Genomic DNA, 24554 nt, shown 5'->3' on the forward strand with positions numbered 1-24554 from the left:
GACCGTCACCCGGGAGCCCCGAGGGGCGCCAGGCCCCGAAACGTTTCCGTCGGGACGCAGGTCCCGCCCGGCGCACGCGACCTGCGCGTCAGCGCCGGTCGAGCACCCAGAGGCGCGGGTGGTGCCCCTTGGCGAAGACCCGCACGGGCTCGCGCGCCCCCCACAGCGCCGTGGCGTCGGCCACGACCCGCTCCATCACGCGCACCTCGTGCGTCAGCACCACCAGGCGCGCGCCGGGTGCCGCGACGGCGTGCGCTGCCCGCAGCAGGCCCGCGTGCAGCGCGGGGCTCGCCGCGTGCGACCCGTGCCGGGTGCCCCACGGCGGGTCGGCGAGCAGCAGGTCGGCCCCGTGCCCGTCGAGCGGCCCGGCCAGCGCCGCCGCGAGGGCCGCGGGGTCGGTGGCGTCGGCGGCGAGCAGCGCGGGCGTCGGTGCACGGCGCAGCCCGGCGGCGTCGAGGTTCTGCCGCGCGGCGTCCCGTGCGGTCGGCGAGGTGTCGACGCCGATGCCGGCTGACGCGGGGCCCGCGAGCAGGCGCTCGACGAGGAGCGTGCCGGAGCCGCACATGAGGTTGACGACCCGGTCCGTCGGCACGATCCCCCCGAGCCGGCTCATGGCGGCGGCGATCGTCGCGTTGGCGGCGCCCGGGTAGTCGACGACGCGCCAGGTGCGGGCCGAGAGCGGGCGCGGGCCGACGCGCACGAGGACGTCCCAGCCGGGGTCGGTGGCCCCGGTGCGCCCGGAGCCGGTGCGGTGGACGCCGCGCCGCACGCGAACCACGAGGTCGCCGTCGTCGGGGGCGTGCCGCAGCCCGGTGGCCTCGTGCAGCAGGTCCGCCAGGCGGGCGAACACCGCCGAGTCCGACCCGGCGGCCTCGAACCGGAAGCTCGACGACCCGGCCACGCGCAGCGACGCGTACGCGGCGTCGACGATCCGCTGGAGGTGCTCGGGGCTCGCGAACGTCTTCGGCCGCGGCACGTCGAGGTGCACGACGACCCACGCGGCGACGGGGGTGCGCAGCGTGGCGACGGGGGCGAGCGGCCCGGGCAGGTGCAGCTCGACGGCGTCGGTGCGGCCGGGCACGTCGCGCAGGCCGTGCGCCGCGGGCAGCAGGGCCGCGACCTCGGCCGCGACGACGTCCCGCAGGCCGGGCAGGTAGGTCAGCTCGACGGTGCTGGCGGCGGGGCGACGCGGCCGGTCGGCGGGGCGCCGACCGCGGTCCTCGTGCCGGGGCGTGCCCGTGCGGCCGGCCTGGCCGGGGCGCGCGGGCCGGCCGCCGCGCACCGGCTGCTCGGCGCGTGCGGTCCGCCCGCCGCGTGCGGGCCCGCCGGCGCGGCCGCCGGACCCGCCGTCGGCCGGGCGGGGAGGTCGTCGTCCGGGCACGTCGTCAGGCCGCGACGGTGACGGGTGCGCCGACGGCGCGCAGCACGAACGCCTCGGTCTGGGCGAGGGCGTGGTCGCGCTCGGGCCCGTCCTCCTCGGGGATGCCGCGGCCGGTCAGGCACGCGTGCACGAGGGGGACGGTGGTCTCGAGGTCCTGCTCGGGGAAGGCGCCGGAGGCGATGCCGGCGGCGAGGACGTCGCGCAGGATGCGCTCGACGACGAGCACGTGCTCGCGGACGCGCTGCTGGGCCCCGCGCGAGAGCACGGCGCGCAGGTCGGGGCCGGGGGCGACGTGGTAGACGCGACGCAGGCTGGCCTGCTGGCGCACGTAGGTGCGCAGCTGCTCGACGGGGTCGTCGGTGCCCTCGATGGAGGCCTGGAGCCCTGCGGCGTACTGCTCGGTCTCGTGGGTGATGAACCCGAGCAGGAGCGCCTCCTTGTCGGGGAAGTGGTTGTACACGGCGGTGCGGCCCACACCGGCGGCGGACGCGATGTCGGCCAGCGTGATGGCGTCGAAGCCGCGCTCGGCCATCAGGGTGCCGAGGGCGCCGAACAGCCGGAGGCGGGTCTGCTCGCGGTGCTCGTGCAGGGATCCGCCGATGATCTTGGGCATGCTGACATCCTCGCACACCGCGTCAGAAACCATGCCGCCCGTGCCCCGGACGGACCACGGGCGGGCCGGGTGCCGCAGCACCCGACCCGCCCGCGGGTGGTGGACCTGTCAGAGGTCGAGGTCCACGCAGTACGCGTCCGTCTCCTGGCGGTTGCCGCACGTGCCGCCGAAGCTCTCGTACTCGCTGCCCGGCTCGGACTCCATGTAGAGGTCGTCGCACGAGGCCATGTCGCCGCCCTCGCACGCGTCCCACAGGGCGTCGAGCGTGGCGTCGTCGCCGTAGGTGAACGCGCTGCCCTCGGTCGTGCCCTCGTCGGTGCCGGGGTCGACCGGGCCGAACTGGCAGGAGCCGCCCGAGCCGGCCGGCATCGTGCCGCCGCAGGTGTCGGCGACCTCGTCGACCTCGCCCGTGAGCGACGACGTGATGGCCAGCGTGTCGCACGCGGTCATGTCACCGGCGGAGCAGTCGTCGCGCAGGCCCTGCGACTCGCTGTTCACGGCCGACAGGCCCGCCACGACTGTGACGATCAGGATGATGTACGCCACGATCTGCAGCGCACCGAGGACGATGCCGGCGATCGCGAACCCGCGGCCGGACGTGCCGTTCTTCTTGGTGCGGTTCAGGCCGAGGATGCCCAGGATCAGCGGCACGATCGCCAGGCCGAGGATGCCGGTGACGAGGGCGGCGATCGAGACGCCGTCGGTGCCGGGGCCGGTCGGCGCGGCGTACGGGGAGGCCGCGGCGTACGCCGGCGCGGACCCGTAGCCGGGGGCGGCGGGCGCGGCCGGTGCGCCGTAGGCGGGCGCCTCGGGCGTGGTCGGCGCGGTGCCGTAGGTCGGGGCGGCGGGGGGCTCGGGTGCGCCGGCCGGCGGGGCCGGGGGCGGGGTCGGGACCGCGTACGGGTCGGTCGGGCCGCCCGCGTTGTCGGGGCCCGGCTGCGGCGTGCCGCTCGTGTCGCTCATGACGTCCTTCGCTGGGGGTTCCCCTGCGCGCGCAGGGGCGAGGAGACCTCGGTGATGTGGGTGCGCGCGGCAGCGTAACGGGGCGGTGTGACACGCCGGCAGGTGCTCGCGGGTGATGTCTGGAGTCAGAACCGGACAAAACGTGTGATTCAGGTCACGTCGGATCTGCGTGCTTCGCCTAGGATGCTCCCAGCGCGCCCCGACGGAGCACCATGAGCCGACACGCCCACGCCGTCCCCGACGGCAGCACTGGCACGGACGAGGCACCCCCGTGCCCGGAGACTGTCGCGCGCGTGCGCGAGGCCCACGAGTCCTTCGTGCTCAGCGGCACCGACCCCGGCGCGCGCGTCCGACGTTTCGTCGCCGACTCCTGGCGCCGCAGCCGCCGCGTCGGCGTCGACCCCGAGCTGCCGACCCCGCCCGTCGACCTGTCCGACCCCGACCTGCGCGCGCTGCGCGAGGAGCACCCCGTCTCCGGCGCCGTGCCGGTGGTCCGTCGCCTCCTCGTCGAGCCCGGCGCCTCGTGGGTCGCGGCGCTCACCGACGAGTCGGGGCGCATGCTCTGGGTCGACGGCGACAAGGAGGCCCGCCGCCGCCTCGAGCAGGTCGGCTTCGTCGAGGGCGCCACGTGGCGCGAGGACAGCGTCGGCACCAACGCGCTCGGCACCGCCCTGGCCACGCGGCGCCCCCTGCAGGTCGTCTCCGCCGAGCACTGGGCGCGCGTCGTGCACCCCTGGAGCTGCGCGGCGGCCCCCGTGCGCGGCCCCGACGGGCGCGTCGTCGGGGTCCTCGACGTCACGGGCCGCGACGAGGTGTCCACGTGGATGGCCCTCGCGCTGGTCCGGGCGACCGTCGCGGCCGTCGAGGCCACCATCGCCGGCGGGCCCGCCCCGCCCACCCTGCGCCTGGACGTCCTCGGGCCGCACGGCGGCACCCTGCACACGCCCACCGGGCGGCGGCGCCTCACCTGCCGGCACGCGGAGATCCTGCTCCTCCTGGCCGAGCACCCCGGCGGCCTCACGGGGGACGAGCTCGCGGTCCTGCTCTCCGAGCACGAGCTGTCGGAGGTCACCGTCCGGGCCGAGATCTCCCGGCTGCGCCGCCTCGTCGGGCCGCTGCTGTCGGAGTCCCGCCCCTACCGGCTGACCTCGCCCCTGCCCACGGACCTCGACCAGGTGCGGTCCGCGCTGGCCATCGACGACGTGCCCGCGGCCCTCGCCGCGTACTCCGGGCCCGTCCTCGTCCGGTCCGCCGCACCGGGCGTCGCGCGCCTGCGGGAGTCGCTGCGCACCGACCTGCGGTCCTCCGCGCTGGCGTCCCGCGACGCGGATCTCGTGGGCCGCTGGACCACGCAGGAAGAGGGGCTCGACGACTGGGAGGCGTGGCAGGTGCTGGCCCGCGTCGCGCCGATCGGCTCCGCCGCGCACCTGCGCGCGCACACCCGTCTCGCCCAGCTCGACCGCAGCCTGCGCTGACCCGCCCCGGACCCCGCGCGCCGGCCCGTCGCACCTGTCCTGACCTGGACGTACGTCCAACGGGCGAATCGCGCCGCCGCCCCGCGGCGTGCAACGGTCGTGCAACGTGCGGCTCGCTAGCGTGCCCGCCAGTGGCACCGCAGGGGTGCGCCCCGCGAGGGACGTGCAACGGTGCCGGCGGGCGGCGCGCAGGAGGGGGCGCGCCGCCCGCACCCTTTTCTCCCGCGCTACCGTGACGGGCGTGGACGAGACCGCACGCACCGCGCCGGACGACGCACCGACCGCCCGGCCCCCGGCCGTCGAGCCCGACGTCAAGGACTGGACCTGGGTCCTCGAGCGTCGCTGCCCCGAGTGCGGGTTCGCCGCCGCCGACGTCGAGCCCGCCGAGATCGGCGCGACCGTCCGCGACCTCGTGCCCCGCTGGGTCGCGGTCCTGCACCGCCCCGACGCCCGCGAGCGGCCCGCGCCGTCGACGTGGTCGGCTCTGGAGTACGGCGCCCACGTGCGCGACGTCATGCGCGTCTTCGACGAGCGGGTGCGCGCCATGGTCGAGGAGGACGACCCCCTCTTCGCCAACTGGGACCAGGACGCCACCGCGCTGGAGGACCGGTACGACGCGCAGGACCCGGTCGTCGTCGCCGACGAGCTCGCGGCGTCCGCCGAGCGCACGGCCGCCCGCTTCGACGCCGTGCAGGGCGACCAGTGGGCACGCCCCGGCCGCCGGTCCAACGGGTCGGTGTTCACCGTGCGCACCCTCGGGCAGTACTTCCTCCACGACGTGGTGCACCACCTCGACGACGTCCGCGGCTGAGCCGCGCACCACCCGCCCGGGCGGCCGCCGGCCGGGCGGGGCAGGGGCGGTCGGGGCCGGTCCGTCCGCAGGGTGGGACGTCGGGCGCAGCGAAACACATCCGCAGCATTCACCCGCTACGTTCGCGCCATGCCAGAGCCGGCTGCGGTTCCTGCTGACCTCGACGGACGGCACGTGATCGCGCTCCCGCGCGGGACGGACGTCCTCGTGCTCGCCACGGCCTGGTTCCCCGCCGCCCGCTGGAGCCGCGAACCCGGCCGTGCCACCGCCGCGCGCCCGATGGCGGGCGCCCGGTTCCGCGGCATGGCGGCGACGACCGCCCCCGGCCCGGGGCTGCTGGACCTCGACGGGGCCACCGAGGTCGTCGGTCCGTTCCCCCTCGCCGCCGCGGACGCCCGCGCGGCCGGCCTGCCGCCGCGCGAGAGCGACCTGTACGGCGTCCCCGTCACGGGCCTGGGCGACGTCGCCGCGGGGTGGGCCACCGCCGTCGCCCGACGCACGGGCGGGGCGATCCTGCCCGCGGACCGCTCGCGCGCGCTGGTGCCCGACCCGCACGCGTCCGTCGACCTCACGCTCTGGTCGCCGGTGCCGGTGCCGCCCCGCGACGCGCTCCCGCTGCTGCGCCCGTCGCTGAGCGGGTCGCGCGTCGGGCCGGTCGAGACCGCGGGACGTCCCGACGGCCCCGCGGAGTTCTCCCTCACCGCCTCCTACGAGTACGACGGGCAGGTCGTCGTGCGGTGCACCCGCTCGCACGAGGTCCCGGCGGTGCTCTCGACGCTGGACTGGCGGGCCCACGGCCCGTGGGCGTACCGGGTCTCGTGGTTGCCCCCGGACCCGGTCGAGCTCGAGGTCGAGCAGCCCTCCCAGCTCCACGTGATCGCCCGTCAGCGCGTCACGCCGGGCATCTGCCGCGTCGTCGCGACGCTCTGGCGCACCGCGGGCGGCACCGTCGTGGACGCGGGCGGCTTCGTGGTCACGCCCGAGGAGCTCGACGAGCGCGTCCGCACCGCCCGCCGCTGAGACGCCCGGCCCCGGCCCGTGGCCCGGCCCGTCCTCGCCGTGCGGGTCGCAACGCCGCGCCCTACCGTCGAGGCCATGACGATCCCCGCGACCCCGACCGAGACCTTCGACGTCGTGCTGGTGGGCGCCGGCATGGCCTCCGACGCCGCGGCGCGCGGCGTCCGTGAGCTCGACGCGGACGCGACGATCGCCGTCGTGGGCCGCGAGGACACCGCGCCCGTGGAGCGGCCCGCGCTGAGCAAGGGGCTGTGGACGGACCCGGAGACGACGCTGGAGGGCGTCGCGCTGGGCACCGCCGAGGCGACGGGGGCGACGCTGCTGCTGGGCACGAGCGTCGTGGCGGTCGACACCGCCGCACGCACGGTGACGACCGACGACGGGCGCACGCTCGGGTACGGGCGCCTGCTGCTCGCGACGGGCGGCCGGCCGGTGCACTTGCCGGGCGTCGAGGAGTCCGGGCGGGTCCTGTACTACCGCTCGGTGCGCGACTACGAGCGCCTGCGGGAGGTCGCGGGTCAGGGCCGGCACGTGGTCGTGGTGGGTGGCGGGTACATCGGCACGGAGGTCGCGGCGGCGCTCGCGCAGAACGACACCCGCGTCACGCTCGTGGTCAGCCAGGACGTTGTGCAGGGGCACGTGCTCCCGGCGGGGCTGGCGGCGCGCGTCGACGCGCGGTTCGTCGAGGCCGGTGTCACGGTCGTCCGTGGCGCCCGGCTGGCCTCGGCGGACGCCGACCCCGACGCCGTCCGGGTGCACCTGGAGGACGGTCGGACGATCGACGCGGACGCGCTCGTGGTGGGCGTCGGGATCGAGGTCGAGACGGGCCTCGCGCAGGCGGCGGGGATCACGGTCGACGACGGCGTCGTCGTCGACGAGCAGCTGCGCACCTCGGCCGAGGACGTGTGGGCCGCGGGCGACCTCGCCCAGTACCCGGACCGGCTGCTGGGCCGGCGTCGCGTCGAGCACGTGGACCACGCGCAGTCCTCCGGCCGGCAGGCGGGGCGCAACATCGCCGGGGCCGGCGAGCCGTACACGCACACGCCGTTCTACTACTCGGACATGTTCGACCTGGGGTACGAGGCCGTGGGCCGGCTGGACGCGTCGCTGGACACGGTCGAGGACTGGCACGGCGACGAGCCGTACGCGCAGGGCGTCGTGTACTACCTCGACGGCGGCCGCGTCGCCGGGGTGCTGCTGTGGGACGTGTGGGACCGCACGGACGCGGCGCGCGACGTGATCGCCCACCAGACCGACGTCTCGCCGGACGCCCTCCGCGGCCGCATCACGGCCTGACCGGGTGAGCCGGGCCGGCGCTCGGACGAGGCTGGCGGTCAGACGAAGGGGTCCGCCCCGGCGGGCACCAGGTCGACCTCGACGCGCGGCGCGCCGCCGCGGCCCTCGGTGAAGATCACGCCCCGCAGCGGCGGCACGTCGTGGTAGTCCCGGCCCCAGCCGAGCACCACGTACCGGTCGTCGACGAGCTGGTCGTTGGTGGGGTCGGCCTCGAGCCAGCCGTGGCCCGGCAGCCATGCGGAGACCCACGCGTGCGACGCGTCCGCGCCGCGCAGCTTGGGTCGCCCCGGGCGCGGACGGGTCTCGATGTACCCCGACGCGTACCGGGCGGGCAGGCCGTGCACGCGCAGCGCCGCGATCATCAGGTGCGCGAAGTCCTGGCACACGCCGGCCCCCTGGGCCAGCAGCTGCGCCTGGGTGGTGTGCACCGTCGTCGAGCCCGAGCGGTACGTCAGCTCGGTGCGGATGCGGTGCACGAGCTCGAGCAGCACGTCGGCCAGCGGCCGGTCGGCGGCGAAAGAGGGCGCCGCCCACGCGCGGACCTCGTCGACGAACGCGACGTGCACCGACGGCAGCACGGCCTCGCGCAGCGCGACCAGGCCCGCGGCGTCCGTGCGCAGGGTGCCCAGGTCGCCCGCGGCCAGCGCGCGGGCCACGGCCTGCCAGCCGACGTCGGGCAGGTCCGCCCGGGCCGGTGCGGTGCGGGCGACCTCGATCGTCGAGCGGGTGGTGACGACCAGCCGGGTGTGCGGCGTCGTCACCCCGAAGTAGGTCGAGGTGTTGCCGTGGAAGTCCACGTGCCGGTCCGTGTCCGCGGGTGCGGGGTCCACCTCGACGGCCGTGGTGAGCACGTGCTGGTCGGGCAGCTCGCGCGGCGTCGTCGTGGTGCGCCCGTAGGAGTCCGTCACGGGCTGGGCGTACTCGTACGTGGTGCGGTGCACGAGGTCGTACGTGCGGCTCACGGGGCCACCTCCTCGACGTCGACGTCGGCCGTGCCCGGGGTGCCCGCCCCGTCCGACGACGGCTGCCACGGCGAGCCGGACGTCGAGCCCCACAGGTCGTCCAGCGCCCGGCTCGGGCCGGGCCGGGCGAAGTGCACGCGCTCGATCTCGTCCGCCGCGGCCCGCAGCCGCCACTGGATCGACTCCAGCGCCTCCGCCAGCCGCACGCGCCGCCCGTCGTCGGACACGACGGAGCCCACGGCGACGGTGTCGAGCTCGGCGACGAGGTCCGTGACGCCCTGCAGCAGGTGGTCGCGCTGCCCGGCCGAGCGCCACGGCGGCGGCACGGCCTCGAGGTCCGCGAGCAGCCGGTCCAGGCAGAAGGCCAACGAGCGGGGGTTGGTGCGGTCGTGGACGAGCAGGTCCAGCACGCCCGTCAGCGTGGTGCCCGACGGGTGCCGCCGCCGGTACGTGATCGCGGACTCGGTGGCCAGCAGCACCGACTCCAGCACCAGCTCCTCGACCTCGGGCGCGTGCCGCACCACGACGGTCGCCGCGAGCGTGCCCACGAGGCTCTGCGCCCGCTCGATGCGGCGGCCCGCGTCGAGGAAGTGCCAGCCCGCGTCCCGCGTGAGGCCCTCGGCGGCGACGCCCGAGAGCGCCAGCAGCCCTTCGAGCACCCGGTCGAGCGTGGGGCGCAGACCCACCGTGACGGCGGCCGCGTCGTCCGGGCGGCCCGCGGGGTCGTCCCCGCGGCGCCGGGCCCGGTGCCGCTCGTCGCGCAGCGCGCGCTCGATGCGGCCGAGCGGCGCGAACGTGTCGGTCGAGAGCTGGTCGCGCACGGCCGCGGCGGCCGTGGTCAGGCGCTTGACCGCCCGCGCCACCGACCCCCGCGTGCGCCGGTCCAGCAGCAGGTCGCGCAGCGCCGGGACGGGCGGGGCGGTGACCGTGGCGTCGGGCTCGCGGGCCGCGGCGAGCGTCGCCGCCTCCCCGCCGTCGGGCAGGGCGGCGGGCGTCAGCGCGGCCAGCAGCACCGCCAGCGCCCGCCCGCCCGCGGACGCCGGGCGGTGCCGGTCGTCGTCCCAGCGGTCGGCGACGGCCCGCAGCACGCGCACCTCGTCCTCGGCGCGCTCCGCGTACCGGCCCATCCAGAACAGGTTCTCCGCGGCGCGCGGGGAGATGCCGTGCCCGCGCCACGCCCGGGCCGTCACCAGCGTCTCGTCCCGGCTCGGCGCCGCGGGCTCCGCGGCGGCGGACGGGTCGAGCACCCACACGTCCTTGGCCACGGCGCCGCGCGACGACGAGACGACGAGGGAGTCCGCCACGCGCGCGAGCCCGCCGGCCATCACCGTGTAGGAGCCGGCGTGCGCGACCGCGTAGGCGCGCAGCACCGCGGCCCGCGGCCCGAGGTCGACGGGGCCGACACCCGTGCCCGGCCCGTCCGTCGTCGTGGTGCCGTCCGTCCCGACACCCACGGCGCCGACCTCGACGGGTGCGGCCGCGTGCGGCCCCACGGGTTCCTGCCCGACCCACGCCCAGGGTTCCGCCGCGACCCGCGCGGCCAGCGCCGCCCGCTCCTCGTCGCCCAGCGTCCAGCCCAGCACGGGCTCCGCCCCGGGCGCGGTCGGCTTGAGCACCAGCCGGTCGAGGCGCCCGAGCACGTGCCGCAGCGCGCGCTCGTCGCCGCACCACCACGTGGGCGCCGACGGCAGCGCCAGGTCCTGGTCGAGCACCTCGCGGGCCAGGCGCGGCAGGTACGCGGCCAGCGCCGGGCTCTCCAGCACCGAGACGCCCAGGGGGTTGACCAGCGACACCGACCCGCCGCGCACCGCACGCACCAGGCCCGGCACGCCCAGCCGCGAGCCCGCCCGCAGGTCCAGCGGGTCGCACCAGTCCGCGTCGACGCGGCGCAGCACCACGTCCACCGGCTCCAGGCCGTCGATGCCCTCCAGGTGCAGGCGCCCCTCACGGACCAGCAGGTCCGAGCCCTCGACCAGCGGCAGGCCCAGCATCGACGCCAGGTACGCCTGGTCGAACGCCGTCTCCGACGCCGGCCCCGCCGACAGCAGCACCGCGCGCGGCTCGTCGCCCGCCGACGCCGGCGCCACGTCGCGCAGCGCCTGGCGCAGCGCGTGGAAGAACGGCCCGAGCCGGGCGATCGTCGCCTGCCGGTACACCGGGGCCAGCACCTGGGCCACGACCCGCCGGTCCTCCATGGCGTACCCCAGGCCCGACGGGGCCTGCGTGCGGTCCGCGACCGCGCACCACGCACCGTCCGCGTCGCGCACCAGGTCCGTCGCCGTCAGCACCAGCTCCCGACCGCCCGGGGTGCGCAGCCCGTCGACCGCCCGCACGAACCCCGGGTGCGAGAGCACCGCCGACGGCGGCAGCAGCCGGTCCGTCAGCAGGCGCCGCGGCCCGTACAGGTCGTGCAGCACCGCGTCGAGCAGCTCGGCTCGCTGCACCAGCGCCGCGTCCAGCCGCACCCACTCGGGCTCGTCGACGACCACCGGCTCCGGGTCCAGCCGCCACGGGCCCGCCCCGCCGTCCGTGCGGTCCGCCCCGTAGGTCACCCCGTGCTCGGCGAGCACCTGCTCGGCCTGCCGGCCCGCGCGCAGCAGGTCCTCGGGCGTCGGCGCGTCGGCCGGCTCCGTGAGCCAGGACCAGTCCGGACGGTGCGCGACCACCGCCCCGTCGGGGCGCGGCGAGGAGAGCAGGTCGGTCACCCGGTGCAGTCTGTCGCACCCGCGCCCCCGGCGGCCCCCCGGTCCACCGTGCGCCGCCGCGCCGGCGGGTGTGTCGGGTCCCGGCGGGCCGCCCGGGGCGGCGATGCTGGGGGCGTGCCGCACGCCCACGCCCCCGCCGGACCGCCCGCGCCGCCCGGCCCCGCCGCCCGCGCGACCGCGACCCGTGCCCGCGCGCTGCTCGCCGCCGTCCTCGTGCCCGTCGCGCTGCTCACCGCCGTCGGCGCCTGGTGGCTGTGGCCGTCCGCCGACGCCCGCCCGCCCGTCATCGAGACCGACGGCCCCGGCGTCACCTACGTCCGGGCCGACGTCGTCACCGTCGACGCGACCGACGACGGCATGGAGCAGGCCACCGTCCTGCTGCCCGACGGCGCGCAGGCCCCCGCGCACGTCCCGCCCGAGTACGTCCCCGAGCTCAGCCCCGGCGACACCGTGCGCCTGGCCCGCATGGAGCTGCCCGCCACCGCCGTCGACCCCCTCGCCGACCCCGAGGCGACCACCACGACCTACGTGTTCGTCGACTTCGTCCGCGGCCCGCCGATGGTGCTGCTGGCCGTCGTGTTCGTCGTCCTCGTCGTGCTCGTCGCCCGCTGGCGGGGGCTCGCCGCGCTGGTCGGCATGGTCGTCGGGCTCGGTGTCGTCGTGGGCTTCACGCTGCCAGCCCTGCTCCAGGGCCGGCCCGCCGTCCCCGTCGCGCTCGTCACCAGCACCGCCATCATGTTCGCCGTCCTCTACCTCGCGCACGGCGTCTCGGTCCGCACGTCCACCGCGCTCGCGGGCACCCTGGTGGGGCTCGTCGCCACCGCCGGGATCGCGGCCTGGGCCGGCGGCGCCGCGCACCTGACCGGGCTGTCGGGGGAGGACGCGCTCGACCTGATGTCCGTCGCGCCCGAGGTGCGGCTGCGCGCCGTCCTCGTCTGCGGGATCGTCCTGGCCGGGCTCGGCGTGCTCAACGACGTGACGATCACGCAGGCCTCAGCGGTGTGGGAGCTGCACGCCGCCCGCCCCGGCAGCACGTGGCGGCAGCTGTTCGGCCAGGGCATGCGCATCGGCCGCGACCACATCGCCTCGACCGTCTACACCATCGTCTTCGCGTACGTCGGCGCGGCCCTGCCCCTCGTGCTCCTCGTCAGCCTCTCCGACCGCGACCTGCTCGGCGTCCTCGGCAGCGGCGAGGTCGCCGAGGAGGTCGTGCGCACACTCGTCGGGTCCATCGGCCTCGTCCTGGCCATCCCCGTGACGACGGCGCTCGCGGCCGCCCTCGTGCGCCTGAGCCGCGCGGGCGGGGAGGTCGACGCGGTCGACGCCGGGCCGACGGTCGTGCGGTCTGCCAGCATCGACGCGTGAGCACCGACCCCTCCCCGCCGGTCCCCGCCCCCCACGACCCCACCGCCCGCCGCGCCGCCGCCGCGTACGGCGCCGTCCCGCCCGAGCCCGTGGAGCCCGCGCACGGCCGGCACGGCGGCGGACGCGGGCCGGCGTGGCTGCTCGGCGCGGTCGTCGTCGTCCTCGGCCTCGCCGCCCTCGTCGGCGTCGCGCTCACCTGGCCCGACGGCGAGACCACCGCCGGTGCCGGCCTCGTCGACGTCGACGTGCAGTACCTGCGGGCCGACGTGACGGACGCCCGCTGGACGACCTGCGACGGCACCATCGAGGACGTCGCCCCGGACGGCACCGTGCCCGAGACCGTCCAGTGCCTCCAGGTCGACGCCACCGTCACCGGCGGCTCCCTGGCGGGCACGCAGGTGCAGGTCCTCGCGACGTCCGGCGTGGGCGTCGACGACGTGCCCCCGGGTACCGGCATCATCGTCGAGCGCTACCCCCCGATCGACGGCGCCGCCGAGGTCTGGGCGTGGGGCGACTACCAGCGCGGCCTGCCGCTGGGCACGTTCGCGCTCGTGTTCGCGCTCGTGACCGTGCTGGTCGCGGGCCTGCGGGGGCTGCGGGCGCTGATCGGGCTCGCGTTCGCGTTCGTCGTGCTCGCCGTCTACCTCATCCCGGGCCTCGTGCAGGGGCAGAGCGGGCTGGTCGTCGCGCTGTGCGCGTCCACGGTCATCGTCGTCGTGGTCCTGTACCTCGCGCACGGGGTGTCCCTGCGCACCACCACCGCCCTCGTCGGCACCCTCGCCGGCCTGGCCATGGTGACCGGCCTCGGCGTCCTCGGCGCCGAGCTCGCGCACCTGCAGCCCGGCTCCACGGAGGAGACGTACCGCCTGGCCCGCCTGCTCGGGGACGACGGCATCCAGATCCTGCGCGGGGTGTTCCTCTCGGGCGTCGTCCTGGCCGGCATCGGCGTGCTCAACGACGTCACGATCACGCAGGCCGCCGCCGTGTTCGAGCTGCGGGCGTCCGACCCCGACGCGTCCTGGCGGCGGCTGTTCGAGCGCGGCATGCGCATCGGCCGCGACCACATCGCGTCCACGGTCTACACGATCGCCTTCGCCTACGCCGGGGCGTCCCTGCCCGTGCTGCTGCTCCTCGAGCTCTACGCCCAGCCCCTGACCCGCACGCTGACCACGGGAGAGTTCGCCGAGGAGATCGTCCGCACCCTCGCCGGCTCCGTCGGCCTGGTGCTCGCGATCCCCCTGACCACGCTGATCGCGGCCCTCGCCGCCGTCACCGTCCACGACCCCGCCCGCCTCGCCGGCACGGGCCACACCCACACGCACCGCCACGTCGGGTGACGGGCGGGCCCGTCAGGGCCAGGCGGTGAGGAGGTCGTCGGCCGTCCACACCTGGGCGAGGCGGGGGTCGGGCTCGGCGCCCGCGGGGCAGACGCCGACGAGCGGCGTCGCCGCCGTGACGCCGGGGACTGCCGTGGCGTCGGTCGCGAGAGCGGTCACGTCGGCGGCGGTGAGCGGTGCCGACGACCGCCACTTGACGGTGCCGACGAACGCGATCTCGGGGGCGGGCCGGTCGTCGGTGCCGACGAGGTCGATCTCCGGGCGGTTGGTGCGCGGCCACCAGCCGCCCACCCTGCGGACGTCCGGCCACCGGTCGTCGGGCAGCAGGCGTGCGAGGGCGTCGCGGACCAGCGGCTCGACCGCGCGCCCCCGCCACGCGGCGTACCCGCGCGCCACCCGGTCGGCAGCCAGGTCGGGGCGTCCCCGGTCGATGTCGCCCAGCGCGGGCTCGACCATCGCGAGCCAGAACCGCAGCGCGGGGTCGGCGACGCGCCAGCGGCGGTCCTTCGTGTTGCGGCGGGCGGACAGCGGCTCGTCGGCGGCGACTGCCCGCGCACGGAGCAGCGTGTCCAGCGCCCGCGTGAGCGTGGTCGCGTTGACCCCGTCGCCCACCGCGCCCAGCACGCCGGTGAAGGTGCGTTCGCCACGCCCCCCGATCGCGGTCAGGACGTCGCGCGGCCGCCCGCCTGCCGGCAGCTCGCCGTCGAGGACGCGGGTGCCGGAGACCACGAGCGCGCTGGTGGCCCGTTCGAACGACCTCCGCACGAACGCGGACGGTGGTTCGCCGGGCTCCCACTCCTGCACGACGAGCGGCTGACCGCCGGTGATGAGGTGGGCGTCGAACGCCTCGACGCCGGTCAGCCCCGTCATCCGGGCGACGTCGGCGGGGGAGAGCACGTCCAGCACCATCGGGGTCGCGCGACCGTGGAACGGCTGGTCGGGGCCGTCGAGCGCCTCCATCATCGCCAGGTCGCTGCCCAGCAGGAGCAGCAGGACCGGCCGCTGCGCGAGGTCGCGGTCCCAGGCGCGCTGCAGCTCCCCGGCGCCACCGGGCAGCTGCTCGAGCAGCCACGGCAGCTCGTCGAGGACGACCACGGCGGGGGCGTCCTGCGGCAGCGCGCGGGCGAGCAGGCGGAGAGCGGCGGTCAGCGAGGCGGGCCGTTGACCGGTGGCCACCTCGGCGTCGGGGAGGTCGGAGGTCGCGATCTGCTCGGCCAGCAGCGCGAGCTCGTCCTCCACCGGTGCGTGCCGCGCGGCCTGGAAGTACACGCTCGGCAGACCGCTGCGCCGGATCAGCTCGGTGGCGAGCCGGGACTTGCCGACGCGCCGACGGCCCCGCAGCAGCACCGCGCTGCCCGCGTCGGCGCGCCCGCCGCGACGGACGGTCGCGAGCATCGCCTCCAGGTCACCGAGCTCGCGCTCGCGGCCGACGAAACCCATGGCACCCCCCTCGACGTATCATCAAAGTTACTATCATCAATGATAGTAACGCGGGGATGAGTATCAAGGGTCCGTCGCGGGACAGGCGCGCCTCGTGAGGACGAGGTCGCGCGGCCGGCGGCACCCCGGGTTCGCCGGCCGCGCGTGCACCCGTCCTGGCGTCCGTCGCCGGTGCAGGTTCCGGCGACGAGCGACGACGCTCAGGCCGGGGCGTCGGGGAGCGTCGCGGGGTCGACCAGGCCGCGACGGACGGCGGCGACGAGGCGCCGCGGCACGGCGACGGTGCGACCGTCGACGCGCAGGGGGACGAGCTCGACGGGGGTCGCGACCCACCGGGCGCGGCGCGAGCGGGTGCGGGAGCGCGACGTCTTGCGCTTGGGGACGGCCATCAGCCCTGCCTGGCCTTCCAGCGCGGGTTGCGCTTGTTGATGACGTAGGTCTTGCCGCGGCGGCGCACGACGATGGACCCGTCCTTCTTCTTCAGCGACGCGAGCGACGCGCGGACCTTCATCGGGTGCCCTCCTCGGGCCGGCTGCGGCCGTAGCGGCGGTTGAACTTCTCGACGCGGCCGGCGGTGTCCATGACGCGCGCGTTGCCGGTCCAGAAGGGGTGGCTCGCGCTGGAGATCTCGACGTCGATGACGGGGTAGGTGTTCCCGTCCTCCCACTCGATCGTGGCGGACGACGTGGCCGTGGACCGCGTGAGGAACGCGAAGTCCGCGGACCGGTCGCGGAAGACGACCGGGTGGTAGTCGGGGTGGATGCCCTGCTTCACGGGTGGCTCCTGGGGGTGGGGGTGCTGGTCACCAGCTGGACTTGGTCACGCCGGGCAGCTGGCCGCGCAGCGCCATCTCGCGGAACCGCACGCGCGACAGGCCGAACGTGCCGAGGTGCCCGCGGGGGCGGCCGTCGACGACGTCGCGCCTGCGCAGGCGCACGGGGCTGGCGTCGCGGGGCTGGCGGTGCAGCTCGGCGCGGGCGGCCTGCCGCTCGTCCTCGGTGAGGTGGGGGTTCACGGACGCGGCGCGCAGCTCGGCGCGTCGGGCGGCGTACCGCTCGACGACCTGCCGCCGCTGCTCGTTGCGGGCGATCTTGCTCTTCTTGGCCACGGCTCAGCGCTCCTCGCGGTAGTCGACGTGCCGGCGCACGACGGGGTCGAACTTGCGCAGCACGAGCCGGTCCGGGGTGTTGCGGCGGTTCTTGCGGGTCACGTAGGTGTGCCCGGTGCCGGCGGTGGAGCGCAGCTTGATGACGGGGCGCAGGTCCGCGCGCCTGCCGGCCATCAGAGCTTCTCCCCGCGGGCGAGGATCTCGGCCACGACGGCGTCGATGCCGCGGCGGTCGATGGTCTTGATGCCGTCGGTCGAGACGCGCAGGGTCACGTGGCGCCGCAGCGACGGCACCCAGTACCGCTTGCGCTGGATGTTCGGGTCGAACCGGCGCGGGGTGCGGCGGTGCGAGTGCGACACGGACCGCCCGAAGGACGGCACCTTGCCGAGGACCTGGCAGTGACGGCTCATGGACCGGAACGGTAGTTAGTGATTATCGTTCTCGTCAACTGTCGAGAACCGATCTCAGTCGAGCCCGCGCCGCGCGGCCGGCTGACCGTCGCACCGAGGAGCACCGTTGAGCCGTCGCAGCCGCACGCCCGTCGTCGTCCTGTCCTCCCTCGACCCCGTCGAGAGGGACGCGGTCGTCGTCGGGCTCCTCATGGACTCCCCGCGCGTCGTCGCCGTCCGCCACGACATCCACGACGACGAGGACGGCGGCCAGATCCGCCGCGTCGTCGCCGACGCCACCGGCACGGTCGAGGACGAGACGGTGCCGCTCGAGCACGCCTGCCTCTCGTGCGCGGTCCGCGAGGACGCGCTGCCCACGCTCGCCCGCCTCGCCGCCGACGGCCGGTGGGACGCGATCGTGCTCGCGCTGCCCGTCAGCGCCGAGTCGCTGCCCGTCGTCCGCGCGCTCGGCTGGGCCATGCGCCCGCGCGAGCCGCTCGCCCGCCTGCGCCTCGCCGACGTCGTGACCACCGTCGACCTGGCGACGTTCGAGCACGACCTGCTCGGCGACGACCTGCTCGACGAGCGCGAGCTCGCCCTCACGCTCGACGACCGCCGCTCGGTCGGCGAGGCCCTCGCCGCGCAGGTCACGCACGCGGACGTCGTGCTCGTCAGCGGCGAGGACTCGCGCGTCGCGTCCGACCTGCTCGACCACGTGCGGGCCGCGGACTCCCGGCGCGTCGACGGGCGCTACGGCGTCGACGTCCACGAGCTCGTCGCGCGCGAGCACCGCGTGGTCGAGGGCGAGCGCCGGCTCGACCCCTGGTACGCCGCCCCCGTGCCCGGCACCCCCACCGCGCACGGCGTCTGGACCCTCGACCTGCGCTCCGACCGCCCCCTACACCCCGAGCGGCTCGTGCACGAGGTGCACCGGCTCGGCGACGGGCCCTTCCGCGCGCGCGGCCGGTTCTGGGTGCCCAGCCGCCCCGACACCCTGTGCGTCTGGGACGGCGCGGGCGGGCAGCTGAGCATCGGCGCGGCGGGCCCGTGGGGGCGCAGGGCGCCCGAGACGCGGATCGTCGTCACCGGGACCGGCGACGAGCGGCCCGCGCTGCGCGAGGCGTTCGAGGAGATCCTGCTGACGCCGGCCGAGATGAGCCGCGGCCTGGGGGAGTGGCTCGGGCGGCCCGACGTGCTCGCCCCCTGGCTCGGCGACCGCACCGCCGCCTGACCCGGGCCGCCCGCGGGCCGCGCGCCGTCAGAGCGCCCGCGGGCACCGGCGCACGGCCAGCAGCGCGACGTCGTCGTGCCGGTCGGTCGGCAGCAGCCGGTGCAGCACCGCGTCGCACAGGTCGTCGAGGCCCAGGGTGTGCGCGTGCAGCGACGCCAGCGCCTGCTGCAGGTGGGCGATGCCCTCGCGCACCGGCATGTCCCGCCGCTCGACCAGGCCGTCGGTGTAGAGCAGCAGCGTGGCGCCCGGGCGCAGCGGCAGCTCGCTCGTGGTGCGCGGCCGGTCCGGCAGCACCCCCAGCAGCGGCTCGGGCGCGGCGGCGCTCAGCAGCCGCACCGTGCCGTCGGGCTCGACGAGCACGGGCGGCGGGTGCCCCGCGTTGGACCACCGCACCGTCGTCGGGCCGTCGACCGTCGGGTCGTCCAGCGCGCCGACGCTCGCCACCACGGCGGTCGCCATCGCGTGCGAGCCCAGCGTGTGCAGCGCCCGGTCCACCTGCGTGAGCAGCACCGACGGCGACGTCTGCGTGGCCACCGCGATCCCGCGCAGCAGGGCGCGCACCTGCCCCATGTCCGCGGCGGCCTTCACGTCGTGGCCCACGACGTCGCCGATGACCAGCGTCGTCGACCCGTCGGCCAGGCCGAACGCGTCGTACCAGTCCCCGCCGACCCGGGCGACCTGCGAGGCGGGCGCGTACCGCACCGCCGTCGCCAGGCCCGGCACGTGCGGCGGGTCCGTGAGCATGGAGCGTTGCAGCTCCTCGGCCACCCGCAGCTGGGCGTGGTAGAGCCGGGCGTTGTCGAGCGCCATGCCCGCGCGCCCGGCCACGTCGCGCAGCAGGTCGACCTCGACGTCCGAGACCGGGCCCCGGTCGGCGCCGTTGAACAGGCTGATCGCGCCGACCGTGCGCCCCCGCCCCCGCAGCGGCAGCACGACCGCCGACTCCGGGGCGAGCTCGGTCAGCAGGTCGCGCGCCCGCCCCGGCTGCACGACGTCGAACGGGTCGGGCAGGTCGGAGGACGTCACGCGCACGACCTCGCCGGTGCGCAGCGCCTGCCGCAGCGGCGCGTCCTGGGTGAGCGAGGCGAGCCGCACCCGGGCGTACTCCGCGACGAGGGCGCGGCGCTCGGGGTCGACGTGCCAGGTGCCGACGTCGCGGGTGCGCGGGCGGGCGCCGGGGTGGTCGGAGTCGACGAGCGTGACCACGCACCAGTCGCCGACGGCCGGGACGACGATCGTCGCCAGCCGCGCGACGGCCTCGTCCGCGTCGAGGGTCTCGGACAGCTCGGTGGCGACCCGGGCCCGGACCGCGGCCCGGCGGGTCGCGGCCGCGACCGCCTGCTCGGCGCGGACGCGGTCGTCGACGTCGGAGAAGTAGATGGACAGCCCGTGCGGCCCCGGCCAGGCGTGCACCTCGTACCAGGCGTCCAGCGGCGCCGGGTGCCGGGCGGTGAACGTCACGGGCCGCCCGGTGCGCAGCGCCAGCCGGTACTGGTGCTCGAACGTCGTGCCCCCCACGGCCGGGAACGTCTCGAGCAGACCGCGGCCCACGAGCGTGTCGCGCGTGCGCTGGAGCAGCTTCTCCGCGGCGCCGTTGACGTAGCGGACGGCCAGGTCGTGGTCGAGGGTCACGAACGCCGTGGGCATGATCTCGAGCTCGCGGGCCACGGTCGCGTCCATGTCGGCGATCTCGGTGGCGTCGTAGGCGGCGCCGACGAACCGTGCCGCGGCACCGTCCGCGCCCGCGAGGACGCGTCCGCGGCCGATCACCCAGCGCGTCGCCCCGTCGGGTCGCACCACCCGGTACCGGGCGTCGTACTCGCCGCAGGCCTCGAGCGCCGCGGTGATCGCCCGGCGCACCCGGGTCGCGTCCTCGGGGTGGACCAGCTCGACCAGGGCCTCGAGGGTGCCGTCGAAGGCGGCCGGCCCGACGCCGTAGACGTCGTGCATGCGCTCGTCCCAGACCAGGCGGTCCGCCTGGACGTCGTACTCGAACAGCCCGATGCGTGACGCCTCGAAGACGTCCGCACCGACCTGTCGGTCGTGCTCCCGTGCCATGTCATCCCCCGCCCCCGCTCGAGGAGCGGGCCGCCCCCATCATGGCCTGCCGATCGTCCGCAGTCGCCTACCTGCGGGGGTGGTTCCTCCCGGTTCTGGGTGCCAGGACCTGCTGGTGCCGGTCCGGGTGGGGCGCGGCCGGCGGCACCTGGCACGCACCGGCCGCGCCGGGGCTCACCCGGTGACGACCAGCGGCTCGTAGCCGACCAGCGCGGGGGTGATCTCGAGCCGGAGGCTCTGGGGGTCGACGACGGTCCACGCGAGCTGGAACGTGGTCGTCGCACCGGCGGGGGCCGCGTGCGGCGGGCCGGTGAGCTCGAGGCCGAGCTCCGGGTCCCAGACCGTGGCTGCGGGGCCGCCGTCGGCGGTCGCGACGGTGGCGAGCGTCGCGGGCTGGAAGGGCTCGGTGGTGCCGTTGTCCACGCGGACCTCGACCCGCACGGGCGTCCCGGTGCCGGTCGTCTCCGCCGAGGGGGACGGCGCGAACGCCTCGGGCGCGCCGACCGTGACCGCGAGCCCGTCGTCGTAGGTGAACGTGCCGCCGAACGGCACGCTGCCGCCCGCGAGCGCGGCGGGGGAGGCCTGGGGGTCGGGTGCGGCGGAGGAGGGGCCGCCGCGCAGCGCCAGCGCGACGACGGCCGCCGTGACCGCGACGGCGACGAGTCCCGCGACGACCACGGCGCTGCGTCGACGGCGCGGGCGGCGTCCGGGTGCGGGCGGCGGTTCCGGGCCGGGGTCCGTGCCGGCGGGTGGCGCGGCGGGCGCTGGTGCCGGGGCCGGGGGTGGTCCGGCCAGCGGCAGGGTGGTGGTGGGCGGTGCGATCGGGCGCGTTCGCGCTGGTGAGAGCGCTCCCATGGCGCTGTCGCGGGCGTCGGGCACGTGGGCTCCTGGCGGGAGAAGGGGCGGGCGTCCGGCGTGACCGGCGCGCGCGGTGCCGCGGCGGTCGGACGACGGGCGCGCCCGGCCGGGCGCGATCGGCGTCCCGGGGGCGGCGCCGACGACGTTAGGCACCCCGCCGCCCGCGCGTGCGGCACGAAAGGTTTCGTCTGCCCCCGCCTGCGGGTCTGCCGGCCCCCGCCCCTGGCTCGTGCCGGGGGCGGGGCCCGCCCGGCAGGGTCCGGCGACGGCGCGAGCCCGGCCGCGACGGGTGGTCGGGGCCGGGCTCGGCGGGTCGGCCCGTGGTGCGGGCCGGGTCAGGTGGCGCTCAGGAGCGCGGGTCGTCCGTGCGAAGCACCTCGAGCACGACGGTGGAGCCCGACGCCACGGTGCCCGTCTCAGGGTCCTGCGCGACGACGACCCACTGCGTCGGGTCCTCGACCATGCGGCCCTGGCCGGTCACGTCGACGACCTCGACGACGAGGTCGCGGGCCTCGAGGGTCTCCTGGGCCGAGACGAGGAGGATGTTGGTCTGCGAGATGACGTCGACCATGCCGCTGGTGCCGCCGTCGGCGGTGAGCGACGGCGACGGGGTGGACTCCGTGGTCCCGGGGGTGCCGCTGCTCGAGGCGCAGCCGGCGAGGAGGGTGGCGGCCGCGACGAGGGCGACGGACGTCCGCAGGGCGGTGGTACGCATGATGGTGCTCCCCCAGAGGGTCGTGGTGGGATCGGCGGCGTCGCCGGGCGCGCCGACGTCGGGTGGACGTCGCCGCAGAGGTGTTTCCAGCACGTTACGTCGCGCGGCCCGGGGTTGTCGCATCGATTCGGGTGAGCCTCACCACGGGAGCGACGGAGCGGATGAGTTGTCCGTGACGTGCCTCACGACGGGATCCGTCGTCCAGGGTCGTTCGGCCCACGCCCCCGACCCGACCCGACGCGGACGGCTGCACCGGGTCGGGTGGCGTGCGCCCCGTCAGGCCCGCAGGTCGCGGCGGCGGTGCAGCACCAGCGCCACGCCCAGCAGTGCGGCGGCACCGGCGCCCACGCCCAGCACCGGTGCGAGGTCGAAGGCCTCCGCGGGCAGCGCGGGCACCAGCCCGAACGGCGCGGCGTCCAGCACCGCAGCCGGCAGGTCGAGCAGCGGGCCGTACAGCCCCACGACGATCGACGCGACGAGCGTCGCCCACGTCGTCCACGACGGCAGCCCCGCGCCGTGCACCGCCGCGGCCAGCGCCGTGAAGAGCGCCACCGTCGGCAGGTGGACCAGCGCGGCCAGGGTGAGGTCGACGGCGAGCCCGGCGTCCCCGACGGACCCGGCCGCCCCGGCGCCGAGGGTCGCGCCGCACACCAGCAGCAGCACGGTGCCGCCGCCCAGCGCGACGCCCACGTGCGCCAGCAGCCACCGCGGGCGGCCCACCGCCGACGCGAGCACGACGCCCGCACGCCCCGACGACTCCTCGCGCCCCAGCCGGTGCACGGTCACCACCGCGAACACGGCGACGGCCATGGCGAAGAAGCCGAGGAACGCCGACAGGGTGCCGCGCAGCAGGTCGTCCCCGGACGCCCCGAAGACGGTCGCGAGCTCGGGCCGGGCGGCGAACGAGTCGACGATCCCCGGCGACATCGAGCCGGTGAGCAGGCCGAAGACGCCCAGCCCCGCGGCCCAGGAGATCGTCGCGGTGCGCTCCAGGCGGGCGGTCAGGCCGAGCGGGGTGCGCAGCCACGCGGCGGCCGTGCCGCGCCCGGGGCGCACGGTCAGCAGGCCCGCGCCGACGTCGCGCCGCCCGACCAGCGCCCAGGCGCCGGCGAGCAGCACCACGGCCAGCAGCGCGTGCAGCGCCAGCGGCCACCAGCGCAGGTCGACGAACGCCCGGGTCTGCTGCGCCCACCCGATCGGCGACGCCCACGACAGCGTGCTGCCCCCGGTCTGCTGCGCGTCCCCGATGCCGCGCAGGAGGTACGCCAGCCCCACGAGGGCGCCGGCCGAGCCGGTGGCGGCCCGTGCGGTGCTCGCCACCTGCGCGGTCAGCGCGGCGACGCCGGTGAAGACGACGCCGACGCCCGCCACGCCCAGGGCCACGGCCACCGACCCGTCGACCGCCAGCCCGGTCCCCACGAGCGCGCCGACGAGGGCCAGGGCCACCGCGGCGTTGGCGACCAGAGCGTCGAGCACGCCGGCGGCCAGGGTTGCGTGCCGGCCCACCACGCCGGCGCGGACCAGGTCCGTGCGGCCGATCTCCTCCTCCGCGCGGGTGTGGCGCACCACGAGGAACGCCGACATGAGCGCCGCGGCCACCGCGAGCATGCCGAGCATCTCGTTGGTGACCATCGCGCCCATCGTGTAGTCGTCGAGCCCGTAGCCGGGGCCCGAGAGCAGCGCGCCGGACGGGTCGCGCATGATCGCCGCGCGGGTCTGGCGCGCGGCCGCGTCGGGGTACGCCACCGGGATCGCCACGGCGAAGTACCCGACCAGGCCCGCGATCGACGCCACCCACACCGGGATCCGCACCCGGTCGCGCCGCAGCGCCAGCCGCAGCAGCCGGCCGGTGCCGGTCAGGGTCGACGCGCGGGGGGCGGTCGGCGCCGGGGCGTCGGGGGCCGTGCGCGCGTGCGTGGCGGCGGTCACCGGTCCGCACCCGTCGTGCCGTACTGCGAGACGAAGAGCTCCTCGAGCGACGGCGGCGTGGCCGTCAGCCCGCGCGCACCGGTCCGTGCCAGGTGCGCGAGCAGCTCCGGCAGGGCGTCGTCGTCGACCTGCAGGTGCACGCGCTCGCCGTCGTGGCGCACGTCGTGGACGCCCGGGAGCGACGCGACGCCGTCGGCCGGCGCCACGGCGGTGACGGCCGTGCGGTGCAGGGTCCGCAGCTCCGTCAGAGAGCCGTCGAGGACCGCCCGCCCGTCGCGGATGATCGTCACGCGGTCGCACAGGCGCTCCACCTCCGCGAGGATGTGGCTCGACAGCAGCACGGTGCGGCCCGCCTCCGCCGCCTCGCGCACGCACTCCTGGAACACGAGCTCCATGAGCGGGTCCAGGCCGGACGTCGGCTCGTCCAGCACGAGGAGCTCGACGTCGGAGGCGAGTGCTGCGACGAGCGCGACCTTCTGCCGGTTCCCCTTGGAGTAGGTGCGCGCCTTCCGGGTCGGGTCGAGGTCGAAGCGCTCGAGCATCTGCGCGCGCCGGCCCGGGTCGGCGCCGCCACGCAGCCCCGTGAGCACGTCGATCGCCTCGCCGCCGGTGAGGTTGGGCCACAGCGTGACGTCCCCGGGCACGTACGCCAGGCGCCGGTGCAGCGCGACCGCGTCGTCCCACGCGTCGCCGCCCAGCAGGCGGGCCGTGCCGGAGTCGGCGCGGATCAGGCCCAGCAGCACGCGCAGGGTGGTGGACTTGCCGGCCCCGTTGGGGCCGAGGAAGCCGTGCACCTCACCGGCCTCGACCCGCAGGTCGAGGCGGTCGAGGGCGCGGACGCGGCCGAAGCTCTTGGACAGCTCGTGGACGTCGACGACGGGCGTGGTGCTGGGCATGACGG

At 76.9% G+C, this 24554-nt stretch carries 24 protein-coding genes; 7 read left to right on the plus strand and 17 right to left on the minus strand.

Features of this window, described 5'->3' with window-relative positions; translation table 11 throughout:
- Nucleotides 1-88: 88 nt before the first annotated feature.
- The 3 genes from FBY24_RS07620 to FBY24_RS07630 all read right to left on the minus strand — a co-directional run bounded on the left by FBY24_RS07620 (nucleotide 89) and on the right by FBY24_RS07630 (nucleotide 2957).
- A complete protein-coding gene (locus FBY24_RS07620; RefSeq protein WP_255432285.1) occupies nucleotides 89-1381 on the minus strand; it encodes an RNA methyltransferase in 1293 nt (430 codons plus the stop codon).
- A 4-nt stretch (nucleotides 1382-1385) separates the two neighbouring features.
- Entirely contained in the window at nucleotides 1386-1994 is a 609-nt protein-coding gene (locus tag FBY24_RS07625) for a TetR/AcrR family transcriptional regulator (protein ID WP_140458035.1), read from the minus strand.
- Between the two features lie 108 nt (nucleotides 1995-2102).
- Entirely contained in the window at nucleotides 2103-2957 is an 855-nt protein-coding gene (locus tag FBY24_RS07630) for a DUF4190 domain-containing protein (RefSeq protein WP_142159473.1), read from the minus strand.
- Between the two features lie 212 nt (nucleotides 2958-3169).
- On the opposite strand from FBY24_RS07630, the gene FBY24_RS07635 reads away from it, so the two are divergent.
- From FBY24_RS07635 to FBY24_RS07650, 4 genes are all read left to right on the plus strand, one after another.
- Complete coding sequence (locus FBY24_RS07635; RefSeq protein ID WP_142159476.1) at nucleotides 3170-4432, plus strand: GAF domain-containing protein; 1263 nt, start codon at nucleotides 3170-3172, stop codon at nucleotides 4430-4432.
- Between the two features lie 241 nt (nucleotides 4433-4673).
- The gene (locus tag FBY24_RS07640) at nucleotides 4674-5243 is read left to right on the plus strand and encodes a DinB family protein (protein WP_142159478.1); all 570 of its coding nucleotides are present in this window, start codon (nucleotides 4674-4676) and stop codon (nucleotides 5241-5243) included.
- 174 nt (nucleotides 5244-5417) lie between these two features.
- Nucleotides 5418-6263, plus strand: coding sequence for a hypothetical protein (locus FBY24_RS07645; RefSeq protein ID WP_142159480.1), 846 nt, complete (start codon nucleotides 5418-5420; stop codon nucleotides 6261-6263).
- A 75-nt stretch (nucleotides 6264-6338) separates the two neighbouring features.
- On the plus strand, nucleotides 6339-7556 hold the full coding sequence (locus FBY24_RS07650) for an NAD(P)/FAD-dependent oxidoreductase (RefSeq protein ID WP_142159482.1): 1218 nt from the start codon (nucleotides 6339-6341) through the stop codon (nucleotides 7554-7556).
- A 38-nt stretch (nucleotides 7557-7594) separates the two neighbouring features.
- On the opposite strand, the gene FBY24_RS07655 is transcribed toward FBY24_RS07650, so the two are convergent.
- A complete protein-coding gene (locus tag FBY24_RS07655) occupies nucleotides 7595-8518 on the minus strand; it encodes a transglutaminase family protein (RefSeq protein ID WP_142159484.1) in 924 nt (307 codons plus the stop codon).
- Nucleotides 8515-11223, minus strand: coding sequence for a circularly permuted type 2 ATP-grasp protein (locus FBY24_RS07660; RefSeq protein WP_142159487.1), 2709 nt, complete (start codon nucleotides 11221-11223; stop codon nucleotides 8515-8517). The genes FBY24_RS07655 and FBY24_RS07660 overlap by 4 nt, the downstream gene beginning before the upstream one ends.
- Before the next feature lie 114 nt (nucleotides 11224-11337).
- Here FBY24_RS07660 and FBY24_RS07665 point away from each other — a divergent pair, with 114 nt between their 5' ends.
- Nucleotides 11338-12588 (plus strand): YibE/F family protein, encoded by a 1251-nt coding sequence (locus tag FBY24_RS07665; protein WP_142159489.1) that lies wholly within the window; start codon nucleotides 11338-11340, stop codon nucleotides 12586-12588.
- A complete protein-coding gene (locus FBY24_RS07670; RefSeq protein WP_255432286.1) occupies nucleotides 12585-13925 on the plus strand; it encodes a YibE/F family protein in 1341 nt (446 codons plus the stop codon). The genes FBY24_RS07665 and FBY24_RS07670 overlap by 4 nt, the downstream gene beginning before the upstream one ends.
- A gap of 12 nt (nucleotides 13926-13937) precedes the next feature.
- Here the strand turns inward: FBY24_RS07670 and FBY24_RS07675 are convergent, their stop codons facing one another.
- The 7 genes from FBY24_RS07675 to rpmB all read right to left on the minus strand — a co-directional run bounded on the left by FBY24_RS07675 (nucleotide 13938) and on the right by rpmB (nucleotide 16883).
- The gene (locus tag FBY24_RS07675) at nucleotides 13938-15365 is read right to left on the minus strand and encodes an ATP-binding protein (protein WP_142159491.1); all 1428 of its coding nucleotides are present in this window, start codon (nucleotides 15363-15365) and stop codon (nucleotides 13938-13940) included.
- A 200-nt stretch (nucleotides 15366-15565) separates the two neighbouring features.
- Nucleotides 15566-15754, minus strand: a complete 189-nt coding sequence (gene rpmF / locus FBY24_RS07680) for a 50S ribosomal protein L32 (RefSeq protein ID WP_142159493.1) — start codon at nucleotides 15752-15754, stop codon at nucleotides 15566-15568.
- Nucleotides 15754-15876, minus strand: coding sequence for a type B 50S ribosomal protein L36 (ykgO, locus tag FBY24_RS07685; RefSeq protein WP_034625243.1), 123 nt, complete (start codon nucleotides 15874-15876; stop codon nucleotides 15754-15756). The genes rpmF and ykgO overlap by 1 nt, the downstream gene beginning before the upstream one ends.
- Nucleotides 15873-16139, minus strand: a complete 267-nt coding sequence (locus tag FBY24_RS07690) for a type B 50S ribosomal protein L31 (protein ID WP_142159495.1) — start codon at nucleotides 16137-16139, stop codon at nucleotides 15873-15875. Before FBY24_RS07690 ends, ykgO begins: the two co-directional genes overlap by 4 nt.
- 28 nt (nucleotides 16140-16167) lie before the next feature.
- On the minus strand, nucleotides 16168-16473 hold the full coding sequence (gene rpsN / locus FBY24_RS07695) for a 30S ribosomal protein S14 (protein ID WP_140458025.1): 306 nt from the start codon (nucleotides 16471-16473) through the stop codon (nucleotides 16168-16170).
- 3 nt (nucleotides 16474-16476) lie between these two features.
- Nucleotides 16477-16647: a 50S ribosomal protein L33 gene (gene rpmG / locus FBY24_RS07700; protein ID WP_142159497.1), complete on the minus strand. Its 171-nt coding sequence runs from the start codon at nucleotides 16645-16647 to the stop codon at nucleotides 16477-16479.
- A complete protein-coding gene (gene rpmB / locus FBY24_RS07705) occupies nucleotides 16647-16883 on the minus strand; it encodes a 50S ribosomal protein L28 (protein WP_140458023.1) in 237 nt (78 codons plus the stop codon). Before rpmB ends, rpmG begins: the two co-directional genes overlap by 1 nt.
- 106 nt (nucleotides 16884-16989) lie before the next feature.
- Here rpmB and FBY24_RS07710 point away from each other — a divergent pair, with 106 nt between their 5' ends.
- Nucleotides 16990-18093: a GTP-binding protein gene (locus FBY24_RS07710; protein ID WP_255432287.1), complete on the plus strand. Its 1104-nt coding sequence runs from the start codon at nucleotides 16990-16992 to the stop codon at nucleotides 18091-18093.
- 27 nt (nucleotides 18094-18120) lie between these two features.
- Here FBY24_RS07710 and FBY24_RS07715 read toward each other — a convergent pair whose 3' ends face one another.
- The 5 genes from FBY24_RS07715 to FBY24_RS07735 form a co-directional block, all read right to left on the minus strand.
- Complete coding sequence (locus FBY24_RS07715) at nucleotides 18121-20151, minus strand: PP2C family protein-serine/threonine phosphatase (protein ID WP_142159499.1); 2031 nt, start codon at nucleotides 20149-20151, stop codon at nucleotides 18121-18123.
- Between the two features lie 174 nt (nucleotides 20152-20325).
- Nucleotides 20326-20829 carry a hypothetical protein gene (locus tag FBY24_RS07720; RefSeq protein WP_142159501.1) on the minus strand — a complete coding sequence of 168 codons (504 nt, stop codon included), beginning with the start codon at nucleotides 20827-20829 and terminating at the stop codon, nucleotides 20326-20328.
- Nucleotides 20830-21355: 526 nt separating this feature from the next.
- Complete coding sequence (locus tag FBY24_RS07725; protein WP_142159503.1) at nucleotides 21356-21724, minus strand: hypothetical protein; 369 nt, start codon at nucleotides 21722-21724, stop codon at nucleotides 21356-21358.
- Nucleotides 21725-22000: 276 nt separating this feature from the next.
- Nucleotides 22001-23653 carry an ABC transporter permease gene (locus tag FBY24_RS07730; RefSeq protein WP_142159505.1) on the minus strand — a complete coding sequence of 551 codons (1653 nt, stop codon included), beginning with the start codon at nucleotides 23651-23653 and terminating at the stop codon, nucleotides 22001-22003.
- Nucleotides 23650-24549 carry an ABC transporter ATP-binding protein gene (locus FBY24_RS07735; protein WP_142159507.1) on the minus strand — a complete coding sequence of 300 codons (900 nt, stop codon included), beginning with the start codon at nucleotides 24547-24549 and terminating at the stop codon, nucleotides 23650-23652. Before FBY24_RS07735 ends, FBY24_RS07730 begins: the two co-directional genes overlap by 4 nt.
- Nucleotides 24550-24554 lie beyond the last annotated feature (5 nt).

It is taken from the genome of Cellulomonas sp. SLBN-39 (assembly GCF_006715865.1).
In the GTDB taxonomy this organism is placed as follows: Bacteria; Actinomycetota; Actinomycetes; order Actinomycetales; family Cellulomonadaceae; genus Cellulomonas.

What these genes read in the sequence shown, in the direction of transcription:
- rpmB (WP_140458023.1), bottom strand. Translation starts at nt 16,883, where the DNA reads ATGAGCCGTCACTGCCAGGTCCTCGGCAAGGTGCCGTCCTTCGGGCGG.
- rpmG (WP_142159497.1), bottom strand. Translation starts at nt 16,647, where the DNA reads ATGGCCGGCAGGCGCGCGGACCTGCGCCCCGTCATCAAGCTGCGCTCC.
- rpmF (WP_142159493.1), bottom strand. Translation starts at nt 15,754, where the DNA reads ATGGCCGTCCCCAAGCGCAAGACGTCGCGCTCCCGCACCCGCTCGCGC.
- FBY24_RS07735 (WP_142159507.1), bottom strand. Translation starts at nt 24,549, where the DNA reads ATGCCCAGCACCACGCCCGTCGTCGACGTCCACGAGCTGTCCAAGAGC.
- FBY24_RS07675 (WP_142159491.1), bottom strand. Translation starts at nt 15,365, where the DNA reads ATGGGTTTCGTCGGCCGCGAGCGCGAGCTCGGTGACCTGGAGGCGATG.
- FBY24_RS07725 (WP_142159503.1), bottom strand. Translation starts at nt 21,724, where the DNA reads ATGCGTACCACCGCCCTGCGGACGTCCGTCGCCCTCGTCGCGGCCGCC.
- FBY24_RS07715 (WP_142159499.1), bottom strand. Translation starts at nt 20,151, where the DNA reads ATGGCACGGGAGCACGACCGACAGGTCGGTGCGGACGTCTTCGAGGCG.
- FBY24_RS07650 (WP_142159482.1), top strand. Translation starts at nt 6,339, where the DNA reads ATGACGATCCCCGCGACCCCGACCGAGACCTTCGACGTCGTGCTGGTG.
- FBY24_RS07630 (WP_142159473.1), bottom strand. Translation starts at nt 2,957, where the DNA reads ATGAGCGACACGAGCGGCACGCCGCAGCCGGGCCCCGACAACGCGGGC.
- FBY24_RS07635 (WP_142159476.1), top strand. Translation starts at nt 3,170, where the DNA reads ATGAGCCGACACGCCCACGCCGTCCCCGACGGCAGCACTGGCACGGAC.
- FBY24_RS07625 (WP_140458035.1), bottom strand. Translation starts at nt 1,994, where the DNA reads ATGCCCAAGATCATCGGCGGATCCCTGCACGAGCACCGCGAGCAGACC.
- ykgO (WP_034625243.1), bottom strand. Translation starts at nt 15,876, where the DNA reads ATGAAGGTCCGCGCGTCGCTCGCGTCGCTGAAGAAGAAGGACGGGTCC.